Source organism: Methylophaga sp. UBA2496 (assembly GCF_002341635.1).
Classification (GTDB): Bacteria; Pseudomonadota; Gammaproteobacteria; order Nitrosococcales; family Methylophagaceae; genus Methylophaga.
The window spans coordinates 84,975-103,003 of the sequence record NZ_DDOK01000005.1 but is presented as its reverse complement, the minus strand read 5'-3'; the positions used below and the strand labels follow the sequence as shown (position 1 = coordinate 103,003).

General features: G+C 46.7%; 16 protein-coding genes. 2 read left to right on the top strand and 14 right to left on the bottom strand.

What is annotated here, in order from left to right; genetic code table 11:
• Positions 1-24: 24 nt before the first annotated feature.
• The 10 genes from dnaE to B2W60_RS07565 all read right to left on the bottom strand — a co-directional run bounded on the left by dnaE (position 25) and on the right by B2W60_RS07565 (position 11,511).
• Entirely contained in the window at positions 25-3,510 is a 3,486-nt protein-coding gene (gene dnaE, locus B2W60_RS07610) for a DNA polymerase III subunit alpha (RefSeq protein ID WP_292360023.1), read from the bottom strand.
• 75 nt (positions 3,511-3,585) lie between these two features.
• Positions 3,586-4,635, bottom strand: a complete 1,050-nt coding sequence (nagZ, locus tag B2W60_RS07605; protein ID WP_292360025.1) for a beta-N-acetylhexosaminidase — start codon at positions 4,633-4,635, stop codon at positions 3,586-3,588.
• Positions 4,636-4,644: 9 nt separating this feature from the next.
• A complete protein-coding gene (locus B2W60_RS07600; RefSeq protein WP_292360027.1) occupies positions 4,645-5,130 on the bottom strand; it encodes a L,D-transpeptidase in 486 nt (161 codons plus the stop codon).
• Between the two features lie 41 nt (positions 5,131-5,171).
• On the bottom strand, positions 5,172-6,185 hold the full coding sequence (locus B2W60_RS07595) for a vWA domain-containing protein (RefSeq protein ID WP_292360029.1): 1,014 nt from the start codon (positions 6,183-6,185) through the stop codon (positions 5,172-5,174).
• An 81-nt stretch (positions 6,186-6,266) separates the two neighbouring features.
• Positions 6,267-7,205 (bottom strand): VWA domain-containing protein, encoded by a 939-nt coding sequence (locus B2W60_RS07590; RefSeq protein ID WP_292360031.1) that lies wholly within the window; start codon positions 7,203-7,205, stop codon positions 6,267-6,269.
• A complete protein-coding gene (locus tag B2W60_RS07585; RefSeq protein WP_292360033.1) occupies positions 7,202-7,741 on the bottom strand; it encodes an MxaK protein in 540 nt (179 codons plus the stop codon). Before B2W60_RS07585 ends, B2W60_RS07590 begins: the two co-directional genes overlap by 4 nt.
• Positions 7,734-8,750 (bottom strand): vWA domain-containing protein, encoded by a 1,017-nt coding sequence (locus tag B2W60_RS07580; protein ID WP_292360035.1) that lies wholly within the window; start codon positions 8,748-8,750, stop codon positions 7,734-7,736. Before B2W60_RS07580 ends, B2W60_RS07585 begins: the two co-directional genes overlap by 8 nt.
• The gene (locus B2W60_RS07575) at positions 8,747-9,535 is read right to left on the bottom strand and encodes a hypothetical protein (protein WP_292360037.1); all 789 of its coding nucleotides are present in this window, start codon (positions 9,533-9,535) and stop codon (positions 8,747-8,749) included. Before B2W60_RS07575 ends, B2W60_RS07580 begins: the two co-directional genes overlap by 4 nt.
• Positions 9,536-9,594: 59 nt before the next feature.
• Positions 9,595-10,479 carry an MxaS protein gene (locus B2W60_RS07570; protein WP_292360038.1) on the bottom strand — a complete coding sequence of 295 codons (885 nt, stop codon included), beginning with the start codon at positions 10,477-10,479 and terminating at the stop codon, positions 9,595-9,597.
• 12 nt (positions 10,480-10,491) lie between these two features.
• The gene (locus B2W60_RS07565; protein ID WP_292360039.1) at positions 10,492-11,511 is read right to left on the bottom strand and encodes an AAA family ATPase; all 1,020 of its coding nucleotides are present in this window, start codon (positions 11,509-11,511) and stop codon (positions 10,492-10,494) included.
• A gap of 454 nt (positions 11,512-11,965) precedes the next feature.
• On the opposite strand from B2W60_RS07565, the gene B2W60_RS07560 reads away from it, so the two are divergent.
• Together B2W60_RS07560 and B2W60_RS07555 are read left to right on the top strand one after the other, a co-directional pair.
• Positions 11,966-13,345, top strand: coding sequence for a sensor histidine kinase (locus B2W60_RS07560; protein ID WP_292360041.1), 1,380 nt, complete (start codon positions 11,966-11,968; stop codon positions 13,343-13,345).
• The gene (locus tag B2W60_RS07555; RefSeq protein ID WP_292360043.1) at positions 13,338-14,006 is read left to right on the top strand and encodes a response regulator; all 669 of its coding nucleotides are present in this window, start codon (positions 13,338-13,340) and stop codon (positions 14,004-14,006) included. The genes B2W60_RS07560 and B2W60_RS07555 overlap by 8 nt, the downstream gene beginning before the upstream one ends.
• Positions 14,007-14,027: 21 nt before the next feature.
• Here B2W60_RS07555 and ahpF read toward each other — a convergent pair whose 3' ends face one another.
• The 4 genes from ahpF to bioA all read right to left on the bottom strand — a co-directional run bounded on the left by ahpF (position 14,028) and on the right by bioA (position 17,940).
• The gene (ahpF, locus tag B2W60_RS07550; protein ID WP_292360045.1) at positions 14,028-15,599 is read right to left on the bottom strand and encodes an alkyl hydroperoxide reductase subunit F; all 1,572 of its coding nucleotides are present in this window, start codon (positions 15,597-15,599) and stop codon (positions 14,028-14,030) included.
• Positions 15,600-15,707: 108 nt separating this feature from the next.
• Positions 15,708-16,274 (bottom strand): alkyl hydroperoxide reductase subunit C, encoded by a 567-nt coding sequence (ahpC, locus tag B2W60_RS07545; RefSeq protein ID WP_292360047.1) that lies wholly within the window; start codon positions 16,272-16,274, stop codon positions 15,708-15,710.
• Between the two features lie 176 nt (positions 16,275-16,450).
• The gene (gene pqqA / locus B2W60_RS07540; RefSeq protein ID WP_081443609.1) at positions 16,451-16,522 is read right to left on the bottom strand and encodes a pyrroloquinoline quinone precursor peptide PqqA; all 72 of its coding nucleotides are present in this window, start codon (positions 16,520-16,522) and stop codon (positions 16,451-16,453) included.
• Positions 16,523-16,635: 113 nt separating this feature from the next.
• The gene (gene bioA / locus B2W60_RS07535) at positions 16,636-17,940 is read right to left on the bottom strand and encodes an adenosylmethionine--8-amino-7-oxononanoate transaminase (protein WP_292360048.1); all 1,305 of its coding nucleotides are present in this window, start codon (positions 17,938-17,940) and stop codon (positions 16,636-16,638) included.
• Between the last annotated feature and the right edge of the window lie 89 nt (positions 17,941-18,029).

Here is an 18,029-nt window from a genome sequence, read left to right as displayed (position 1 = left end):
AGCCAACAAAGCAGACTTACCCCGTTAATAGCGCACTGTCACAGTTTCACTGACGGGCAGGTCTGCAAGCTCTTTTAACAGGGTATCGGATGGTGTAATTTGCCAGTCATGCCCCAATCGGATCATCACTTCCGCATTCTGATTGTGATATTTGAGTTCAACCGGTACGACGCCACCACAAAACGGTGTCATCACGGTTTGCATCTGACTGATCCATTGCGTGTCTTCGCCGTTATGTTTCACAGTGAGTTGCAGGACCTTACCGAATAATTCACGGGCTTTCTGCAAGTCATAAACAGACTCGGCGGTACCGGCGAGCCCACCACTAAAATTATCCTGGCCGATCTTGCCCTGAATCACCACCAATTTATCCGGTTGTATAACGCTCTGATACTGCTCATACACATCGCCAAATACCCGTACTTCCAGACGGGCGGTCTGATCATCCAAAGTAATGAACGCCATGCGACTGCCATTTTTGGATTTCATGGTACGAATTGCCACAATCAAACCGGCAGTCAGTAAAGGAATTTCATTACGCTGATAACCTTTGGATTCCGGTGCATCCAGTTCACTGATCTTTTTTGGAATAAATTGAGCCAGTTCATCGGCATAGCGATCAATCGGATGTCCGCTTAGATATAATCCCAACGTTTCTTTTTCAGCGCGTAATAACTGTTCTTCCTGCCACTCTGTCACGATTTCCAGCAAATCTGTCTGCGGTTGATCGGCATGAGACGGCTCGGCCAGACCAAATAAATCATTCTGGCCACTGGCCGCATCACGGCGGTGCTGCTCTGCAATCTGCATTGCCCGACTGAGACTGGCTTCCAGACTGGCGCGATGGCCACCTAATGAGTCGAATGCACCGGCTTTGACTAAAGATTCCATCACCCGACGGTTGATTTTTTTCAGTTCGACCCGGCGGCAGAAATCAAATAATGAGGTAAAAGCTTCCCCTTGTTCACGCTCTGACACAATCCCCGCCAGGGCTGATTCACCCACGCCTTTAATAGCGCCCATGCCATAACGGATAGTGGTTTCATTCTCCACCGTAAATTGAATTTTGCTGAAATTAACGTCCGGTGGTAGCACCGTAAGATTCATATCACGACATTCATCAATCAGGCCAACAACTTTATCGGTGTTATCCATATCCGCTGATAAAACTGCCGCCATAAATGCTGCCGGATAATGCGCTTTCAGCCAAGCTGTCTGATAGGCGACGAGCGCATAAGCAGCCGAATGCGATTTGTTAAACCCGTATTCGGCAAACTTTTCCATCAAATCGAAAATAGGTCCGGCAGTATTTTCCTCAATGCCACGATTTTTGGCACCTTCGAGGAAAATTTGCCGTTGCTTAGCCATTTCTTCAGGCTTTTTCTTACCCATAGCACGGCGCAGCATGTCAGCTTCACCCAAACTGTAGCCAGCCAATACCTGAGCGATTTGCATGACCTGTTCCTGATAAACGATAACCCCATAGGTGGGTTTTAAAACAGGTTCAAGATCCGGATGCGGGTAATCGACTTTGGCACGACCATGTTTACGATTAACAAAGTCATCAACCATGCCCGATTGCAACGGGCCGGGTCGGAACAGGGCTACCAAAGCGATAATGTCTTCGAAATTATCCGGTTGCAGCCGTTTGATAAGCTCTTTCATACCACGCGATTCCAACTGGAATACCGCCGTGGTTTCACAACGTTTCAACAAATCGTAACTGGGCTTGTCATCCAGTGGCAAAAGCGCGATATCAATTTTGTCGGCATCCTCAGCTGGCAACATTGCTTTAACGTTTTTAACCGCCCAATCAATAACCGTCAGGGTTTTCAGACCCAGAAAGTCGAATTTAACCAGACCGACACTTTCAACGTCGTCTTTATCATATTGCGATACAAGCCCGGCTCCGTTTTGTTCGCAATATAATGGCGTGTAATCGGTCAGTTTTTTTGGTGCGATCACCACACCACCGGCATGTTTACCGACATTACGCGTCAAACCTTCTAACTGCAGGGCCAAATCAATTAATGTGCGGACTTCTTCTTCTTTTTCATAGCGCTCTTTAAGCTGCGGTTCTTGCTCCAGCGCCTTACTCAGCGTCATTTTCAGTTCAAATGGCACCAGCTTGGCCAGTTGATCAACCATACCATAAGGATGACCTAACACACGACCTACATCGCGCAATACCGCTTTGGCGGCCATGGTACCGAAGGTAATGATCTGCGAGACATGATCCCGGCCATAATGACGAGACACATAATCGATAACCCGATCCCGACCATCCATACAAAAATCGACGTCAAAGTCAGGTAACGATACCCGTTCCGGATTAAGGAATCGCTCAAACAGCAGATCGTACTGCAGCGGATCAATATCGGTAATTTTCAGCGCATAGGCCACCAGTGAACCGGCACCTGACCCCCTTCCAGGGCCAACCGGAACACCATTATTTTTGGCCCAGCGAATAAAGTCGGCAACGATTAAAAAGTAGCCGGGAAAGCCCATTTCATTGATAACGTCGAGCTCAATCTGCAATCGCGACTCATATTCAGCGCGTTTTTGTTCACGTATGGTTTCATCCGGAAACAACACCGGTAATCGTTCAGCCAGACCTTCAAAGGATTCTTTGGAGAAGAATTCCGCCAATGTCATGCCATCGGGCACAGGAAAGTCTGGCAGGTAATGTTCGCCCAGTGTTAACGGAACATTACAACGTTTAGCGATTTCAACTGTGTTGGTGATGGCTTCCGGAATATCGGAAAACAAGCGCACCATTTCTTCCGGACTTCGCAGGTATTGCTGTTCGGAGTACATCCTCGGTCGACGAGGGTCATCCAGTAACCGGCCTTCGTTAATGCACACTTTGGCTTCATGTGCTTCAAACTGATCGGGTGTTAAAAAACGCACATCGTTGGTGGCGACCACTGGCAAGTCGAGTTGACTGGCAAGCTGTAATGCCTGCTGAATATAACGCTCTTCATCTTCACGGCCAGTACGGATCAGTTCCAGATAAAAACGATTGGGAAACAACTTCATCCAATGTCTGGCAAGTTGTTCAGCTTCTGTCTGGCGACCACCGAGCAGATCACGGCCTAACACACCTTCACGCCCACCACTGAGACAAATCAACCCATCGGTTTGCCCATCCAGCCATTCGGGTTCCAGCATGGGTACACCCAGATGTTGTCCTTCGGTATAGGCTCTGGAAATCAATCGTGACAGATTGTGATAGCCCTCCATCGTGCTGCACAACAACACCATACGCAGGCTTTTTTTACTGTCGTTACTATCGCGCAGCCGGATATCGGCACCCAAAATCGGTTTGACCCCGGCTTGCATGGCAGCACTGTAAAGTTTGACGGCGGCAAACAGGTTATGTTGATCAGTAATAGCAATTGCCGGCATGCCAGACGCAGCAGCGGCTTTGACCAGCGGTTTGATACGGACCAGTCCGTCAACCAGCGAATAATCGGTATGTAAATGAAGGTGTACGAATTGCGAAGTCATGAGACCGTTATTTAATTCAAAGCAAAATGATAACACCACCGGTTGGTGGTAAAAGAGGAATCTCCCGAAAATTTATCAGGTAAGATCCAGTTGTCGATCGGTATCAGGCGCATAGTTGGCTACGGTATAAACCGCCTGTTTCCATTGCTCGCCGGCCATTAATGTATCCCGATCAATCGGATGTCGACCGTGTAGACGAACCAGACGCATATGTCTTAGCGGATCGGCTTCACATTTAAGATTATCCAGCACACTTTCGACCTCCGACGGATTATTGCACAGCAGCAATAAATCACAGCCAGCAGCCAGAGCCGCTTCGGCACGGGCCGTACTGTCACCCATAATTGCAGCACCCGCCATGCTCAAATCATCACTGATGACTGCGCCTTGAAAGCCCATACGTTTACGCAGAATTTCCTGAATCCAGTATGGCGAAAAACCCGCCGGCAGACTGTCACACTTTTCATAAACAATATGTGCCGGCATGATGCCAGCCAGAGTATGTGAGCAAAGTTGTCGGAACGGCAACATATCAGCCTGCCACATATCTTCCAGATGACGTTTATCAACGGGTAATCCCAGATGGGAATCGACTTCCACTGCCCCATGACCGGGAAAATGTTTGCCGACTGCCGCCATTGAAGCCTGTTTCATACCGCTGATATAGGCTGCAGCCAGTTTGGTGACCGCTTGAGGATCACGATGAAACGCCCTATCACCAATCACTTCGCTAACGCCATAATCCAGATCCAGCACTGGCGCAAAACTGAAATCAACACCGACTGCCCGTAACTCTGCCGCCATTAACCAACCCGTCACTTCTGCCTGTTTAAGCGTTTGCTGGGGATGTTGCATGTAATGCTGCCCCAGCGTACCAACAGGTGGTAGTCGACTAAAACCCTCGCGAAAACGTTGAACACGCCCGCCTTCATGATCGACGGCAATAATCAAATGTGGTTGGCGTAACGCATGTATTTCAGTGGTTAACGCAGCAATCTGCTCGGGTGACTCATAATTACGACTGAACAGGATGACACCGCCAACTAATGGATGTTGAAGAATTTCCTTCTCTTTCTCACTGATCGTCAAGCCGACCAAGTCCACCATTAACGGGCCTAATGTCATGTAATTACCTTATTCGTGAATAAAGACTTTCAGGCCTGGTTTGACCAAATCAAACAACGCCAGCAAATCCTGATTATGCATGCGGATACAACCGTGAGATTTGGCGATGCCCATTGGCTCGCTATCCGGTGTGCCATGTATATAAATATAGCGACGCATTGTATCAACATTTCCCAGCCGATTCTTGCCGGGCTCCAATCCGCTTAACCAGAGAATACGGGTTAAAATCCAGTCCTTATCCGGAAACCGTTCAGCCAGCTCCGGGCTGTAGATTTCACCTGTTGGACGTCTGCCGCGAAATACCGTATTAACAGGTTGCCCGGCTCCGATACAGGCGCGAATAATATGCCAGCCTCTTGGAGTAGCCCCTGAATTATGCTGCTCACCAGGACCATTTTCCGCTGTTGAAACAGCCGCCGCAAACAACAGCCGATCATCCTGCCAAAGCTGGCAGAGCTGTTGCTCTATTGAAATGTCCAGATAATGATTTGACATAAAGTTTCGTGAGATTCAGCCTGGGTTTGAGAACGATACCATCAGTGTTTTGAACGGTAGGCACGAGTTACGCCCAGCCAAGTGTATATCTGTGATGCACTAAGCAGCAACAAACTGACAAGAGCAACCCATAAGAAATAATCAGCTAAAGATTCTCGCGGCATTTTCACATCAAGCAATAAAGTCTGATAATGCTGCTGATCAATCGCTTTCATTGCTTCAGCAAACTCTTCCAACGAACCCGCTTCAAAAGCACGGTAAGGCACATTTAAGTCTTTAAAAAAGCTATGTAACTGTCGTTCAGGTGCGCCCTGCCACAAAATGCTTTCGCCGGGCATTTCGTCTAAAGTCATGCCGGTCACTGATCGCAGATAAATCCAATATAAGCTCAGATTGTTGTCGCGTAATAACTGACTGATCTGCTGTTCCTGTTCAGTGGATAAAATTTGTCCGCCATCAGATATCAGCAGCACAATCCGTGCTCCGCGATAGACCTCACCCTCAAACATTTCACCGGCTTTTTTTAATGCAACAGAGATATCTGTTTTTGACAAGCCACGGCCCAACCCACCGGCTTCTATGGTCGCCAGCGTAGTTTCCTTACTATAGGTGAGGGACAAAATTCCCGCAGCCTGTTTGCTGAACAGGACATAACCAAACCGATCATCCGGACGGCTGTTCACAAACTCGGTTAGATAATATCGGGCAACACTGCGCTTACTTTCTTTGAAGTTCATCTTGGTGGACAACCGGAAGCTGTGACGACGGGCAAAGGGTTGATCCATACTACGACTGCGATCCAGTAAAACAATCACCTCTGCCCCTTGTCCACTGCGCTGTACAGTGTGTTCAGGAATATGCGGTCCTGCCAAAGCCATGATTAATGCAGCCAGTGTTGCTGAAGCTAAGACATGTAATGTCAAACCAATGACAGCAGAAACACTATCCCGCGGTAATAAGGCCTGCCAGACAATTTGTTTTTCCGTATTGCGACTCAGCCATGGCAAAACTGCCAAAGGCAGCAGATAAAGCAGATATGGATAAGACCAACTCATGCTTTACAGCTGGCTAACCAAATCAGAGGGAATTCATATCGATAAAATCCATTTCATCGTTATATCAAGTCCAGCCGCAGCTTAATCATGCTGTTTACTGAACAGGCTATAGGGCAAAAAGACCAAAAGCAGCAGAACCAGAGCAATCGATGCCAGCCAGACAAACAGATCATATTTAACCGGCTGCTGACGCATTTCAGAAATTTTCTGCATCTCTTTAATCAGATTCTGTGGTGATTTTGGTGAAGAGATAAACTCAAAACCAATACGTTTAGCAACCGTCTCCATATGGGATTTCTTTTGTGAAGATAAATGCTCAGTGCGCGGCCGATTTTCATTCAATTCGGCGGCATCACCTCGACTTGAAGCATAAACATCACGATGCATGACTTCGTTGATCTCCCAGTATCCATCTATCTCACCAGACTCATTGGTTTTTGGAATCGGCATCAAATCACTGCCACCGATACCAATAATTATTCCTGGGACTTCACCGGGGGTATCGGTAAACTTAGGAAACAGCGTTTCATGTACCGGGGGAGCCTCATGACCATCTGTCAGAAACACCACTGTCGGTTGAGGAGTAATTTCCTTGGCCTGACGAATAGCGGTATAAAGTGCTTTAGACACTTCACTGGATCTGGCCCAGGCCATAGTCGGCTGGAATTGCGACAGCATTTGCATCAGATCATGGTAATTGGCACACACTTCGACCGGCGTCATTAAAATCAGACTACGTGCCTCGGAAAAAATCGCCAGACCTGCATGTGAGCCACACGGCATACTGAGGATCGCCTGGCGGGTGTACTCCTTGGCCCAATCCAGTCGATTAATCTTTTCGTTAGCAAAACTGACATCTTGAACATTCATACTGTCGGTGATATCAATGACAAACAGGCTGTCCATTACGTCCACTTCACGATCAACCGGCGGCAACCACAAGGCTGCCATTATCATTAACAGCCCGAACAACATCACCAATGCCGTTAAAAATATGCGTTTGGGATAACTCAAACTCATGGCAGGTCAACCTTGAATGCCTTGGTTTCAATACTCCGTTCGCTGTATATTTCCTGCTTTTTGAAATCGCCATCCATATCAGGATCTTCTGGCACTAAACGTAATGCCACTTCAAGATTGAAACGCGCATCCCAGAATTCCGGTTGTTGCCTTAATGCACTGCGATAATCCTGTTTGGCCAACTCAACCAGAGGGATCATCCGAGGATCACTAACCTGCATAGTCATGGCTTCACGCAAATTGATATTTCCACGATTGAAGTAAGCTGCAGGCAACCACTGAGCTTGCTGACTGCCCAGCACCAGGGTGTATTGTTCCAAAGCAGCATCCGTTTCTTCCTGACTCACCAGGTATGCACCCTGAGCAAAATGTGCCCGGGGATGATCAGGTATGGATTCGAAATCCTGAGGCGCGGCAACAAAGGCTTCAATTTTGGCTTGGCGCCATATTTGCCAACCGGTAAAAGCCATCAACAGTAAACTGATAGTCAATGTTGCCAGTAATGCCAGTCGAAATAATTTCAATGTGTTACTCATGTGCTTTTCGAACTCCCCAGTAACTGTATAGATGTGAACTCGCCAACGGCAGCATGGCAAGCAATGCTAACCATAAAAACCAATCGGCTTTCGGCTCGTGAGGCACCAACTCTTCAACAATAAGTGTTTGATATTGCTGCTCATCAATTTCATCCATCGCATCAGAAAACTCTTCCAATGAACCAGCCTCAAACGCACGGTAAGGCACGCCGATAGTTTTGAAAAACTCGTGGACTTTGCGTTCAGGTATATCGGTATACAAAATATTGTCATTCTCTGAGGGTTCCAGCGTCATTTCCTGTCTGGACTTGAGATAAATCCAATAAATACTCAGATTCATTTCTTTGTATCGCTTAGTAATCTGTTCCATTGCCTCATCTGTCATCAATTGACCACCATCAGATACCAGTAATACGATACGAGCACCACGGTAAGGCTGATCTTCAAACATGATGGCTGAATTCATTAATGCATCGGCCAGATTAGTATCGGAAAGTCCTTTACCTAAAGAATTCGCTTCAATAGTCGACAGAATGGCTTCCTTACTATAAGTGAGTGGCAACAGATTAATTGAATTGGTACTGAAAAATACAAAGCCAAAACGGTCATCCGGACGTTTTTTTACAAATTCGGTCAGATAAGTTTTAGCAACACGACGTTTGGAGTTATCCCCGGCAACCGAGTAATTTGCCGCCTGTGTGGTGACCGCAAAGGCATCATCCATACTGCGACTGCGGTCCAGCAACAGAACAATCTCTGCCCCTTCACCAAATCGTTCCACAGTGCGTTCCGGTATGGCCGGACTGGCGACAGCAAGTAATAAAGCAGCAATGACAACAGAAGACAGAACTTTCAGGCTCAGACTAATAGTTCGGGATAACGGATCGTGTGGCACCAGTGCTGTCCAGGCCACTGTCTTATCCAGATTATTGTTAAACCACGGCAACAATGCCACTGGCAACAACAACAAAACCAGGGGGAAAGCCCATTCAAGGCCAAGCAGCATCATGCCATCTTCTCCCTCGCCCGGCAGGCACGAGCCAGTTTGATTAAACTGTCAAAATCTGCCGATTGCATTGGATTCCGGCTGAAATAATGGGAGGCTGAATGTTGATAGAACCGGGTGATTTCCGGCTGTAAATCCACCAGCCAGGGGCAGCTGTCCCACAGGTGTTGCAGCTGACTGTATATCACTACCGTGCCAGCACTTTCATTGAACGCGTGGTGCATGACCCGGGTAGCCGAATCGACATCTTTATGACCGAACCAGCGTAGTTTATTCATCGAAAACACAGCCTTAGCAAAGGGTAACCGTTTGCCGGGACGCAGACCTATATGCCAGATTAACCAAATTAACGTTGTTAACAGTGCAACTAACGTGGCATAAGTCAGTTTTTTATGTAATGGGCTGAAATCAGCAGCCAATAACTGATGATCACCCCGCAAGGTCACTGTAGCCGCATCATCTGTAGCGTTCAAAAAAGAACCGGCAGAAAAACTCGCAGAAGGTATCGTCAGTAAATCACCCTGCGAGGTTCTCAATGTATGCGTCGGTGTTTCCAGTTGCCGGGTTTCAGCTGGCACATTGACCAGCAGATAATGTAATTGCAACTGTTCGCCTGTTGCGGCAACTTCCTGCAGATATAGCCAGGGACCATGACGTTTTTCAAGTTGCGGCAGACTATCCTGATCAAGTTCACTGGCATTGACCGGCAAATTTACTCTGGCGATAATCTGGTCACCAATTAACAAACCCCAACTGCGATCCAGTTTGATGGTGACTTCTTCAGCCATAAGCTGGCTGCTAAATATAAAACTGATAATAAGGATCAAGCGGCGCATTGTGTGCATTCCTATGATTTTTTCATTGCGGAGAAATACTGTGTCAACTGTTGTGGTGTCACTTCTCCGGAGACAAAAAGCGGCTTGACGCGATAACGCATAAAACAGGCCGTCAGTTTCTCAAAGTGATCATCCAGTTGCTGTTGCCAGCGTTTCTTGATGCCGGGACGTATCCATACGCTATGGCGTTTACCGGTTTCAGAATCGCGCGTCTCCGTCCAGCCCGCGTGCGAAGGTAAATGATCCACCTCATCATGCTGCCAGACGATAGGCACCACCGTGTAATGCGCCAGCTTGCGTAAGGTGCGATCAACCAGATCGATATCACAGCAAAAATCCGAGGCCAGAAATACGATTGCCCTTTTACTACTGATTAAATCGGCCGCATCAAACAAGCCCTCTGCACCCGGTGCTGTCGGAGGTGCAGCGTTGATGATTTTTTCTGCCGCAACCGCTGGCATACTGCGTTGCCTGGTTGGCATTACGGATACATCTTTACGCCAGATAGCATCAAATCCGGCCATGGCAAAACGATCACCGAATCTGATCGAGCTATGCGCAATCATATGCGCCAATCGGGCAACCCGTTCATTACTGACACTGGAAACCGACATCGATCGGCTCAAATCCGAAAGCAGCCATAAAGTGATGGACGAACGTTGTTGATAACGTCTTACCAGCCATCGTTCCTGATTTCCCAGAGCGGAATCAGCAATATTGGTACGTAAACTGGCGCGTACATCCAGACGCCGTGGATCCGGATAATCAAATAAATCAGCGAAACCGGCAAAACGATCACCGCTGCCCAGCGCTGTTCCGCTATGTGCACCGGGCACATGACCAAACACCTTATCCGGAAAGCGATAGCTAAACTCCTGAGGTTGTATAGGCTTCATCAGAATGCCTTCTTACGGTGTGGCTATATGATCGCGTAACGCCTGAATAAATTGTGGCATCAGCTGTTCACGGCGGCCGTCATAGACCGGAGACAGGAACACACGATGTGTAAGTGAAGGCAGTAAAACAAAATGGATATCATCCGGCAGCACATGATCGCGTCCTTCCAGCCAGGCACAGACTTTCGCCGCCCTTACCATTGCTGACATACCTCGCACACTGGCACCAGCAACAACAAGATCTTCAACATAGACATCCGTCAGCGTAATACCGAGTTTATGTGGTTCCCAGCTGGCATCCCAAAGACGCACTACATAGTTTTCAATTTCCGGTGAAACATACACACTATTTTGAATATCACGATCCAGTTCATTGAGATCACGATAATTTAATATTGGGGCACCAATGGAACTGAGCAATGCATCCACATCATGGAAGGCTGGATCAAAAATCAATTTACGGCGTGACTCGTCTTCCAGTGGACGGCTGATGTTGATTTCAAACAGAAAACGGTCACGGGCGGCAGCACTCAGTTCAAAAGTTTCTTCTTTTTCGACAGCATTTCGATCAGCAAACACAATCATATGCGGGAATCGGTATTCTTTACCGAATGCTTCAGCACTGCGTTCTGCCATCGCTCTGAGCAGCAAAGATTGAACTTGTGGACGGGCACGGTTGATTTCGTTAAAGAAAAACACGGCGGTTTCTTCACCTTTGGCAATCAGCGGGCCAGGTTCAATGACCGGTTTACCATCCGCATTCACCCAGGCGCTGTAAAGCAGATCGTTAGGCATTAAATCAACACTACCCTCAATACGGCCAAATGCGCCACCCAATGCTTTGGAAAAAGCACGCAGCAAAGTGGTTTTACCCACCCCGACACCACCTTCGAGTAATACATGTCCGCGAGCATGTAATGCGATGAGAATCAAACGAATGGCCTGTTGCTGACCAATCACCACATCATTGACCACTTTTTCCAGTGCCAAAGCGTGTTCACGAGCAGTATCCAATTGCTGCTTATCCGACATTCTCTCTCCCCTTTAATAGGTAATATTTATATATTTAAGTTTACTCACCCAAACTGATTGAGTAAGTAAGTTACTTTAGCTTTTTAAACATGACGCCTTATCAGGTGACGACAGCAAAAGCACAAAAATCCCGTTGCTGTGTCTTTGCCTGTGAACTCACCATTGGCTAATCAAGATTATGCTTTTGATTCATGCAGGAATCTATCACCAAACAGTCTGATATGAAACCAAGCTGATGATACGAAACTGAACGTATAACTTAATGCTTGATGAGGTAAGCCGACTGCTTAACTTTCACATAGCTTTTTTATGATGTTCATTAAACCTTGAAAGCGCAATCAGCACATCAGATATTTGCCCATGGACATCGGGCAAATTTCCCGTGTGTTGAAACCAGGCTTTGCAGCGTGGATATCTGCGCCTAGACTGTGTTGATTGTAAATACGGATAAATCATGAATCTCAGACTGCAACTTTTCTTTAGAATCATGTTGATAGGCTTTATCTGTCTGGTGTGCAGTGCTGGATATGTTCTGTACCAGACCGACCAACAGGCTAAGCTGGAGGCTGATTTAACCGCGCAGCGAATAGAAAAACAGCTCACCCAGCAATTGTTAAAAATGTTTTCCCGTTATGACTATTCAGTTGCCTTTCCCGATACGGATATTCTGCAACAACTCAACGGCGTGCCTGGTTCCTGTGTGCAGTTTTTGTCTCGTACAGAAAGCCGCCGTCGCAGCTTGTGTAATGAAGTAGTACACGATGAAACGCGTTGGCCAAATTGGTTCGGCGAAATTTATCAACAGTTGTTTAATCCCAGCTACGAAGCCAGCCGGCGTTTTTCATTTAACGCTATAACCTATGGCAGCATTCTGGTTTCGTTGAATGTTGAAATGGAAATTGCCCGGGCCTGGAGTAATCTGCGGGCAGTCTTCGGTATTTTATCTGTAAGTATTCTGGCGGTATCGTTACTGGTGTTTATGACAATTAATCAACTGTTACGTCCGGCACAATTGATTGTTCGAGGCCTGGAAAAAATGCAACAGGGCGAGCTGCAAACCCGTATTCCCAGTTTTGAAATCGGTGAATGGCGCCGTACCAGCGAAGCGATTAATGCACTGGCATCTACCCAGCAACAGATCATGAATGAAAACCGCCAACTGGCACTAAAACTGATTAATGCACAGGAAGAAGAACATCGGTTTATCAGTCGTGAGTTACATGATGAATTCGGTCAATGTCTGGCCGGTATCAATGCCCTGACCACATCCATCAGCCAGACAGCTCGAAAGGATTGTCCATCCATACTCAGCGAAACCGAGGGTATCAGCCATATTACGGCGCATATGATGTCCGCCCTACGTGGATTACTGACACGTTTACGTCCCGCTGATGTCGATGAGATTGGACTGACACGAAGTCTGGATAAGCTGATTAAAAGCTGGAACCAGCGGACAGGCGGTGAAACACGATTTACCCTGCAGATTGATGATGGAATGGATATCCTGCCTGAACCATTGCCCGTCAATTTGTACCGTATTGTGCAGGAGTCATTGACCAATATTGCCAAACATGCCCGAGCCAGTGAAGCCAGTATCCAACTGAAATATGTTGATCCACATCAGCTTATCCTGGAGGTAGAAGATAATGGCAAAGCCAAGCGGGAAACGTTAAATCAGAACATGGGAGTGGGACTACTCGGTATCGCAGAGAGAGTAACTGCGCTCGGCGGTAAAATAACCATGGATACTCACAACGACGGTGGTTTAAAACTGCTGATCGAGTTACCCGTTAATCCGCCAGCAGAATCACTAACAGAGAACTTGCATGACTGAAAAAATGATTCAAATCTTATTAGTGGATGATCACGCCATTGTGCGGGAAGGATATCGTTCATTATTGCAAAAGCAACCTAATTTAACCGTGATAGCCGATGCTCGGGATGCTGCTGAAGCCTATCAGAATTACAAAACCTTTCAGCCGGATGTGGTGATCATGGATATCTCGATGCCGGGACAAAGTGGTTTGGAAGCCATTTCACGTATTCGGCAATATGATGCTCAGGCACGGATTCTGGTGTTCAGTATGCATCAAAACCCCAGCTTTGCCTTGCAGGCCATCCGCGCAGGCGCGTTGGGTTATGTCACCAAAAGCAGTGATCCAACTTTATTGATTCATGGAATTTATGAGGTTTACGAAAATAACCTCAGTCTCAGTCCTGATATTGCACAGGCGCTGGCCTTGGAAAAACTGGGTCAGGACAAAGCCAGATTAGATGATTTAACGGTGAGGGAGTTTGAGATTTTACGTTTATTGCTGGAAGCCAAGAATAATCAACAGATAGCCGATATTCTGAATATCAGTCCGAAAACGGTTTCCAATTCACATTACATTATCAAACGTAAACTTGAGGTTAACTCGGATATTGAACTCACCCGCCTCGCCATTCGCATGAAGTTATTAAACTTGCGCGATTTAATTGACGAAGCGGAGTGAATCCAAATTTATCGATAAGCGTTAAGCTGCCTGATCCTTCTCATCAAACTCGTTTCTGATCAGATAATCAAACGCACCTAATGCGGCTCTGGCACCCTCACCCATTGCCATAATGATCTGTTTGTATGGAATGGTGGTCACATCGCCGGCCGCAAACACGCCCGGCATTGATGTTGCCCCGTGAGAATCAATTTCAATCTCACCATATTTACTTAACGTTAGGGTATCTTTCAGCCAATCGGTATTAGGCAGCAAACCGATTTGAACAAACACACCTGCCACATCAACATGATGTGATTCTTCTGTGGCCCGATCTTTATAATTCAGACCGTTCACTTTTTTGCCATCGCCAGTGATATCCATGGTTTGCGCGCCGATAATGACCGTAACGTTGTTCAGACTATGCAATTTTTTCTGCAATACCGCATCAGCTTTCAATTGGTCTGCATATTCCAGCAAGGTGACATGACCGACAATACCGGCCAGATCAATCGCCGCTTCCACACCGGAATTACCGCCACCGATAACCGCAACATGTTTGCCTTTAAACAACGGGCCATCACAATGCGGGCAGTAAGCCACACCATGCCCCCGATATTCACTTTCTCCGGGCACACCCAGCTCACGCCAGCGTGCACCGGTCGCGATAATAATCGATTTACTGAGCAACTTAGCGCCACTTTCCAATTCTACTTCAATCATTTTGCCTTGCTGGCGTAACTTGTTAGCACGCTGCAGTTTCATCACGTCAACTTCATATTCCTTGACATGTTCTTCAAGTGCCGCGACCAGCTTCGGGCCTTCCGTTTCTTTAATCGAAATAAAGTTCTCAATTGCCAGGGTATCCATGACCTGTCCGCCAAACCGCTCAGCCACTATGCCAGTACGAATACCTTTACGTGAAGCATAAATGGAAGCTGAAGCACCTGCCGGACCACCGCCAATGATCAACACATCATACGGTGCGCGCTGGTTGATTTTTTCAGCTTCACGCTTGATTGCACCGGTATCCAGTTTGCCAATGATTTCGGCCAGCCCCATTCTTCCCTGACCAAATACCTGACCATTCAGATAAACAGTAGGCACAGCCATGATCTGACGCGATTCTACTTCTTCAGGATATAACGCACCATCAATCATAGTGTGATGAATATTCGGATTTAACACCGCCATCAAATTTAACGCCTGTACTACTTCCGGGCAGTTCTGGCATGACAGTGAAATATATGTTTCAAACACAAACTCACCGTCGAGTTGTTTGATTTGCTCGATGACTTCAGGCTCGGTCTTCATTGGATGACCACCGGTGTGCAGCAATGCCAAAACCAGCGAGGTAAATTCATGACCCATCGGAATACCGGCAAAGCGGATGTGCTCCTGACCTTCCGGTTGTTTCACCCGGAATGATGGTTTACGCGCATCGTTGTCTGCATCGGAAAAACTGACTTTGTCAGACATATCTGCAATTTCAACCAGCAGTTCTCGCATTTCCTGAGATTTTTTGCCGTCATCAAGTGACGCAATGATCTCTACAGGACGTTGCAGATTCTGCAGATAAGTTTTTAATTGTGCAGCAATATTTGCATCCAACATAAGGCACCTGCCTGTGTAAAATTCTATAAATATTTGGGTGTTGTCCGGACCGATCGGCCCGGACACACGTGATCCAACGGATCAAGAAATTCTAAATTCAGATTTTCTTTAGATTTTGCCAACCAAATCCAGCGATGGTGACAAGGTTTCTTCACCTGGCTGCCAAGAAGCTGGGCAAACTTCACCATCATGTGAGGCAACATACTGAGCAGCCTGGATTTTACGAACCAGTTCTTTTGCACTACGGCCGATACCCAGATCGTGAACTTCACACACTTTGATCACGCCTTCCGGATCGATAACAAATGTGCCACGCAGCGCCAGACCTTCTTCTTCAATCATGACTTCAAAGTTACGGCTGATCGCACCAGTCGCATCACCCAGCATCGGGAAGTTGATTTTCTTGATGGTTTCAGAAGCATCGTGCCAGGCTTTATGAGTGAAGTGGGTATCAGTTGATACTGAATAAACTTCAACACCCATTTCCTGCAATTTTGCGTAATGATCAGCTAAATCGCCCAGCTCTGTAGGGCAAACAAAAGTGAAATCGGCTGGATAAAAGAATACAACTGACCACTTTCCTTTCAGATCGGCATCAGTAACCGGTACGAACTCGCCTTTGTGAAATGCAGTGGTTTTAAACGGTTTAATGGTAGTATTAATCAAAGTCGACATGGTCTACTCCTTGTTGATTGTCAAAAGCGACAGGGTCATTCTAGGGCTCGAAAATACAACGGTCAAACAACTTAATTCTATTAATATAATCGGAATTAGCGATTTGAGTTGAGGCTGTATAAAAAAAGCCCCTGGAGCTTAGCTCCAGAGGCTTTTTAAGTACATTTGAACCGAAATTAACGGTTGCAGATATACATGGTTACTTCAAAACCGAAACGCATATCTGAATATTCTGGTTTAGTCCACATAATCATTTCTCCATTCTATTTTTAAGGGTATCGCAATCCGCTTTTCTGGATAGCGTGAAAAAGATATTACGCCGCAAAAAACAGAACACTATCAGACATACTCTTGATCGGTCTCAGGATTTTACTGATTCACCCAGTTTATTGACGATAACTTTTATCGCCGTAGTTAATTGGGTTAACTGTTCTGAGCTGATGATATAAGGCGGCATCACATAGATCATTGAACGAAATGGCCTTATCCAGACACCTTGCTCCACAATAAATCCCGGCAACCAGTCCATAAAACTGTCGAGAGGCTGGTTCAGTTCAACCACCCCTATTGCCCCTTTGACCCGAACTTCTTTTACTAACCAATGAGAAGCTAATTCACTGAGTTCATCAGTCAGTTGGGATTCAATATTCAACACCAGTATTTGCCAATCTGATTCAAGCAAAACATCAATACTTTCACAGGCGACCCGGCAGGCCAGCGGATTTCCCATAAAGGTCGGACCATGCATCAACACACCCTGCCCGTCGGCTGAAATACCCTGTGCCACTTTAGTCTGACATAAGGTGGCTGCCAGAGTCATATAACCGCCAGTTAACGCCTTACCAAGGCATATAATATCCGGCACCACACCGGCAGCTTCGTAAGCAAACAAATGTCCCGTGCGACCAAAGCCTGTGGCGATTTCATCAAAAATCAGCAACACATTGTGCTGGTCACATAACGATCTGAGTTCACGCAGATATTGCGAACAATAGAAACGCATGCCACCAGCACCCTGAACCAATGGCTCAACAATCACCGCAGCTAATTGTTCATGGTTGGCTTCGATTAAATCACGCATTTCGGCAATATCACTGTCCTGCCAATCGGCGTCATTACGACAGGTTGGCGCCGATGCAAACAGGTGCTGAGGTAACACATTGGCAAATTGGGAATGCATACCATTGACCGGATCGCAAACCGCCATCGCACCAAAGGTGTCGCCGTGATAGCCACTTCTCAATGACAGCAATTTTTGTTTATCCACTTCACCTTGAGCAAACCAGTATTGAATCGCCATTTTAATGGCAACCTCAACAGACACCGACCCGGAATCCGCAAGAAACACATACTGCAACGCATCATCGGTAATATCGATTAAGCGTCGTGCCAGACTGACAGCGGGATCATGGGTTAATCCGCCAAACATCACATGCGACATTTTATCGAGTTGATCTTTAGCAGCCGCATTTAATCGTGGATGACCATAACCGTGAATGGCGGACCACCAGGAAGACATGCCATCAATAATTTGCCGGCCATCCGCCAGCGTTAAATAAACGCCTTTTGCTGAAACCACCTCGTGCAATAATGGTGGGTTTTGCACACTGCTGTATGGGTGCCAGAGGTGTTTCGCGTCAAATTCGAGATTATTAAGTTCAGTCATGGAGGAGATTCAATCACAGCTTAAGCGCCGGGTAAAACAAAACTGCCCGTTAAAAACTTAACGGGCAGTTTGAGGTACGAATTTAGTGA

Coding starts and splice junctions, on each gene's coding strand:
- dnaE (WP_292360023.1), bottom strand. CDS start 3,510: ATGACTTCGCAATTCGTACACCTTCATTTACATACCGATTATTCGCTG.
- nagZ (WP_292360025.1), bottom strand. CDS start 4,635: ATGACATTAGGCCCGTTAATGGTGGACTTGGTCGGCTTGACGATCAGT.
- B2W60_RS07600 (WP_292360027.1), bottom strand. CDS start 5,130: ATGTCAAATCATTATCTGGACATTTCAATAGAGCAACAGCTCTGCCAG.
- B2W60_RS07595 (WP_292360029.1), bottom strand. CDS start 6,185: ATGAGTTGGTCTTATCCATATCTGCTTTATCTGCTGCCTTTGGCAGTT.
- B2W60_RS07590 (WP_292360031.1), bottom strand. CDS start 7,205: ATGAGTTTGAGTTATCCCAAACGCATATTTTTAACGGCATTGGTGATG.
- B2W60_RS07585 (WP_292360033.1), bottom strand. CDS start 7,741: ATGAGTAACACATTGAAATTATTTCGACTGGCATTACTGGCAACATTG.
- B2W60_RS07580 (WP_292360035.1), bottom strand. CDS start 8,750: ATGATGCTGCTTGGCCTTGAATGGGCTTTCCCCCTGGTTTTGTTGTTG.
- B2W60_RS07575 (WP_292360037.1), bottom strand. CDS start 9,535: ATGGCTGAAGAAGTCACCATCAAACTGGATCGCAGTTGGGGTTTGTTA.
- B2W60_RS07570 (WP_292360038.1), bottom strand. CDS start 10,479: ATGAAGCCTATACAACCTCAGGAGTTTAGCTATCGCTTTCCGGATAAG.
- B2W60_RS07565 (WP_292360039.1), bottom strand. CDS start 11,511: ATGTCGGATAAGCAGCAATTGGATACTGCTCGTGAACACGCTTTGGCA.
- B2W60_RS07560 (WP_292360041.1), top strand. CDS start 11,966: ATGAATCTCAGACTGCAACTTTTCTTTAGAATCATGTTGATAGGCTTT.
- B2W60_RS07555 (WP_292360043.1), top strand. CDS start 13,338: ATGACTGAAAAAATGATTCAAATCTTATTAGTGGATGATCACGCCATT.
- ahpF (WP_292360045.1), bottom strand. CDS start 15,599: ATGTTGGATGCAAATATTGCTGCACAATTAAAAACTTATCTGCAGAAT.
- ahpC (WP_292360047.1), bottom strand. CDS start 16,274: ATGTCGACTTTGATTAATACTACCATTAAACCGTTTAAAACCACTGCA.
- bioA (WP_292360048.1), bottom strand. CDS start 17,940: ATGACTGAACTTAATAATCTCGAATTTGACGCGAAACACCTCTGGCAC.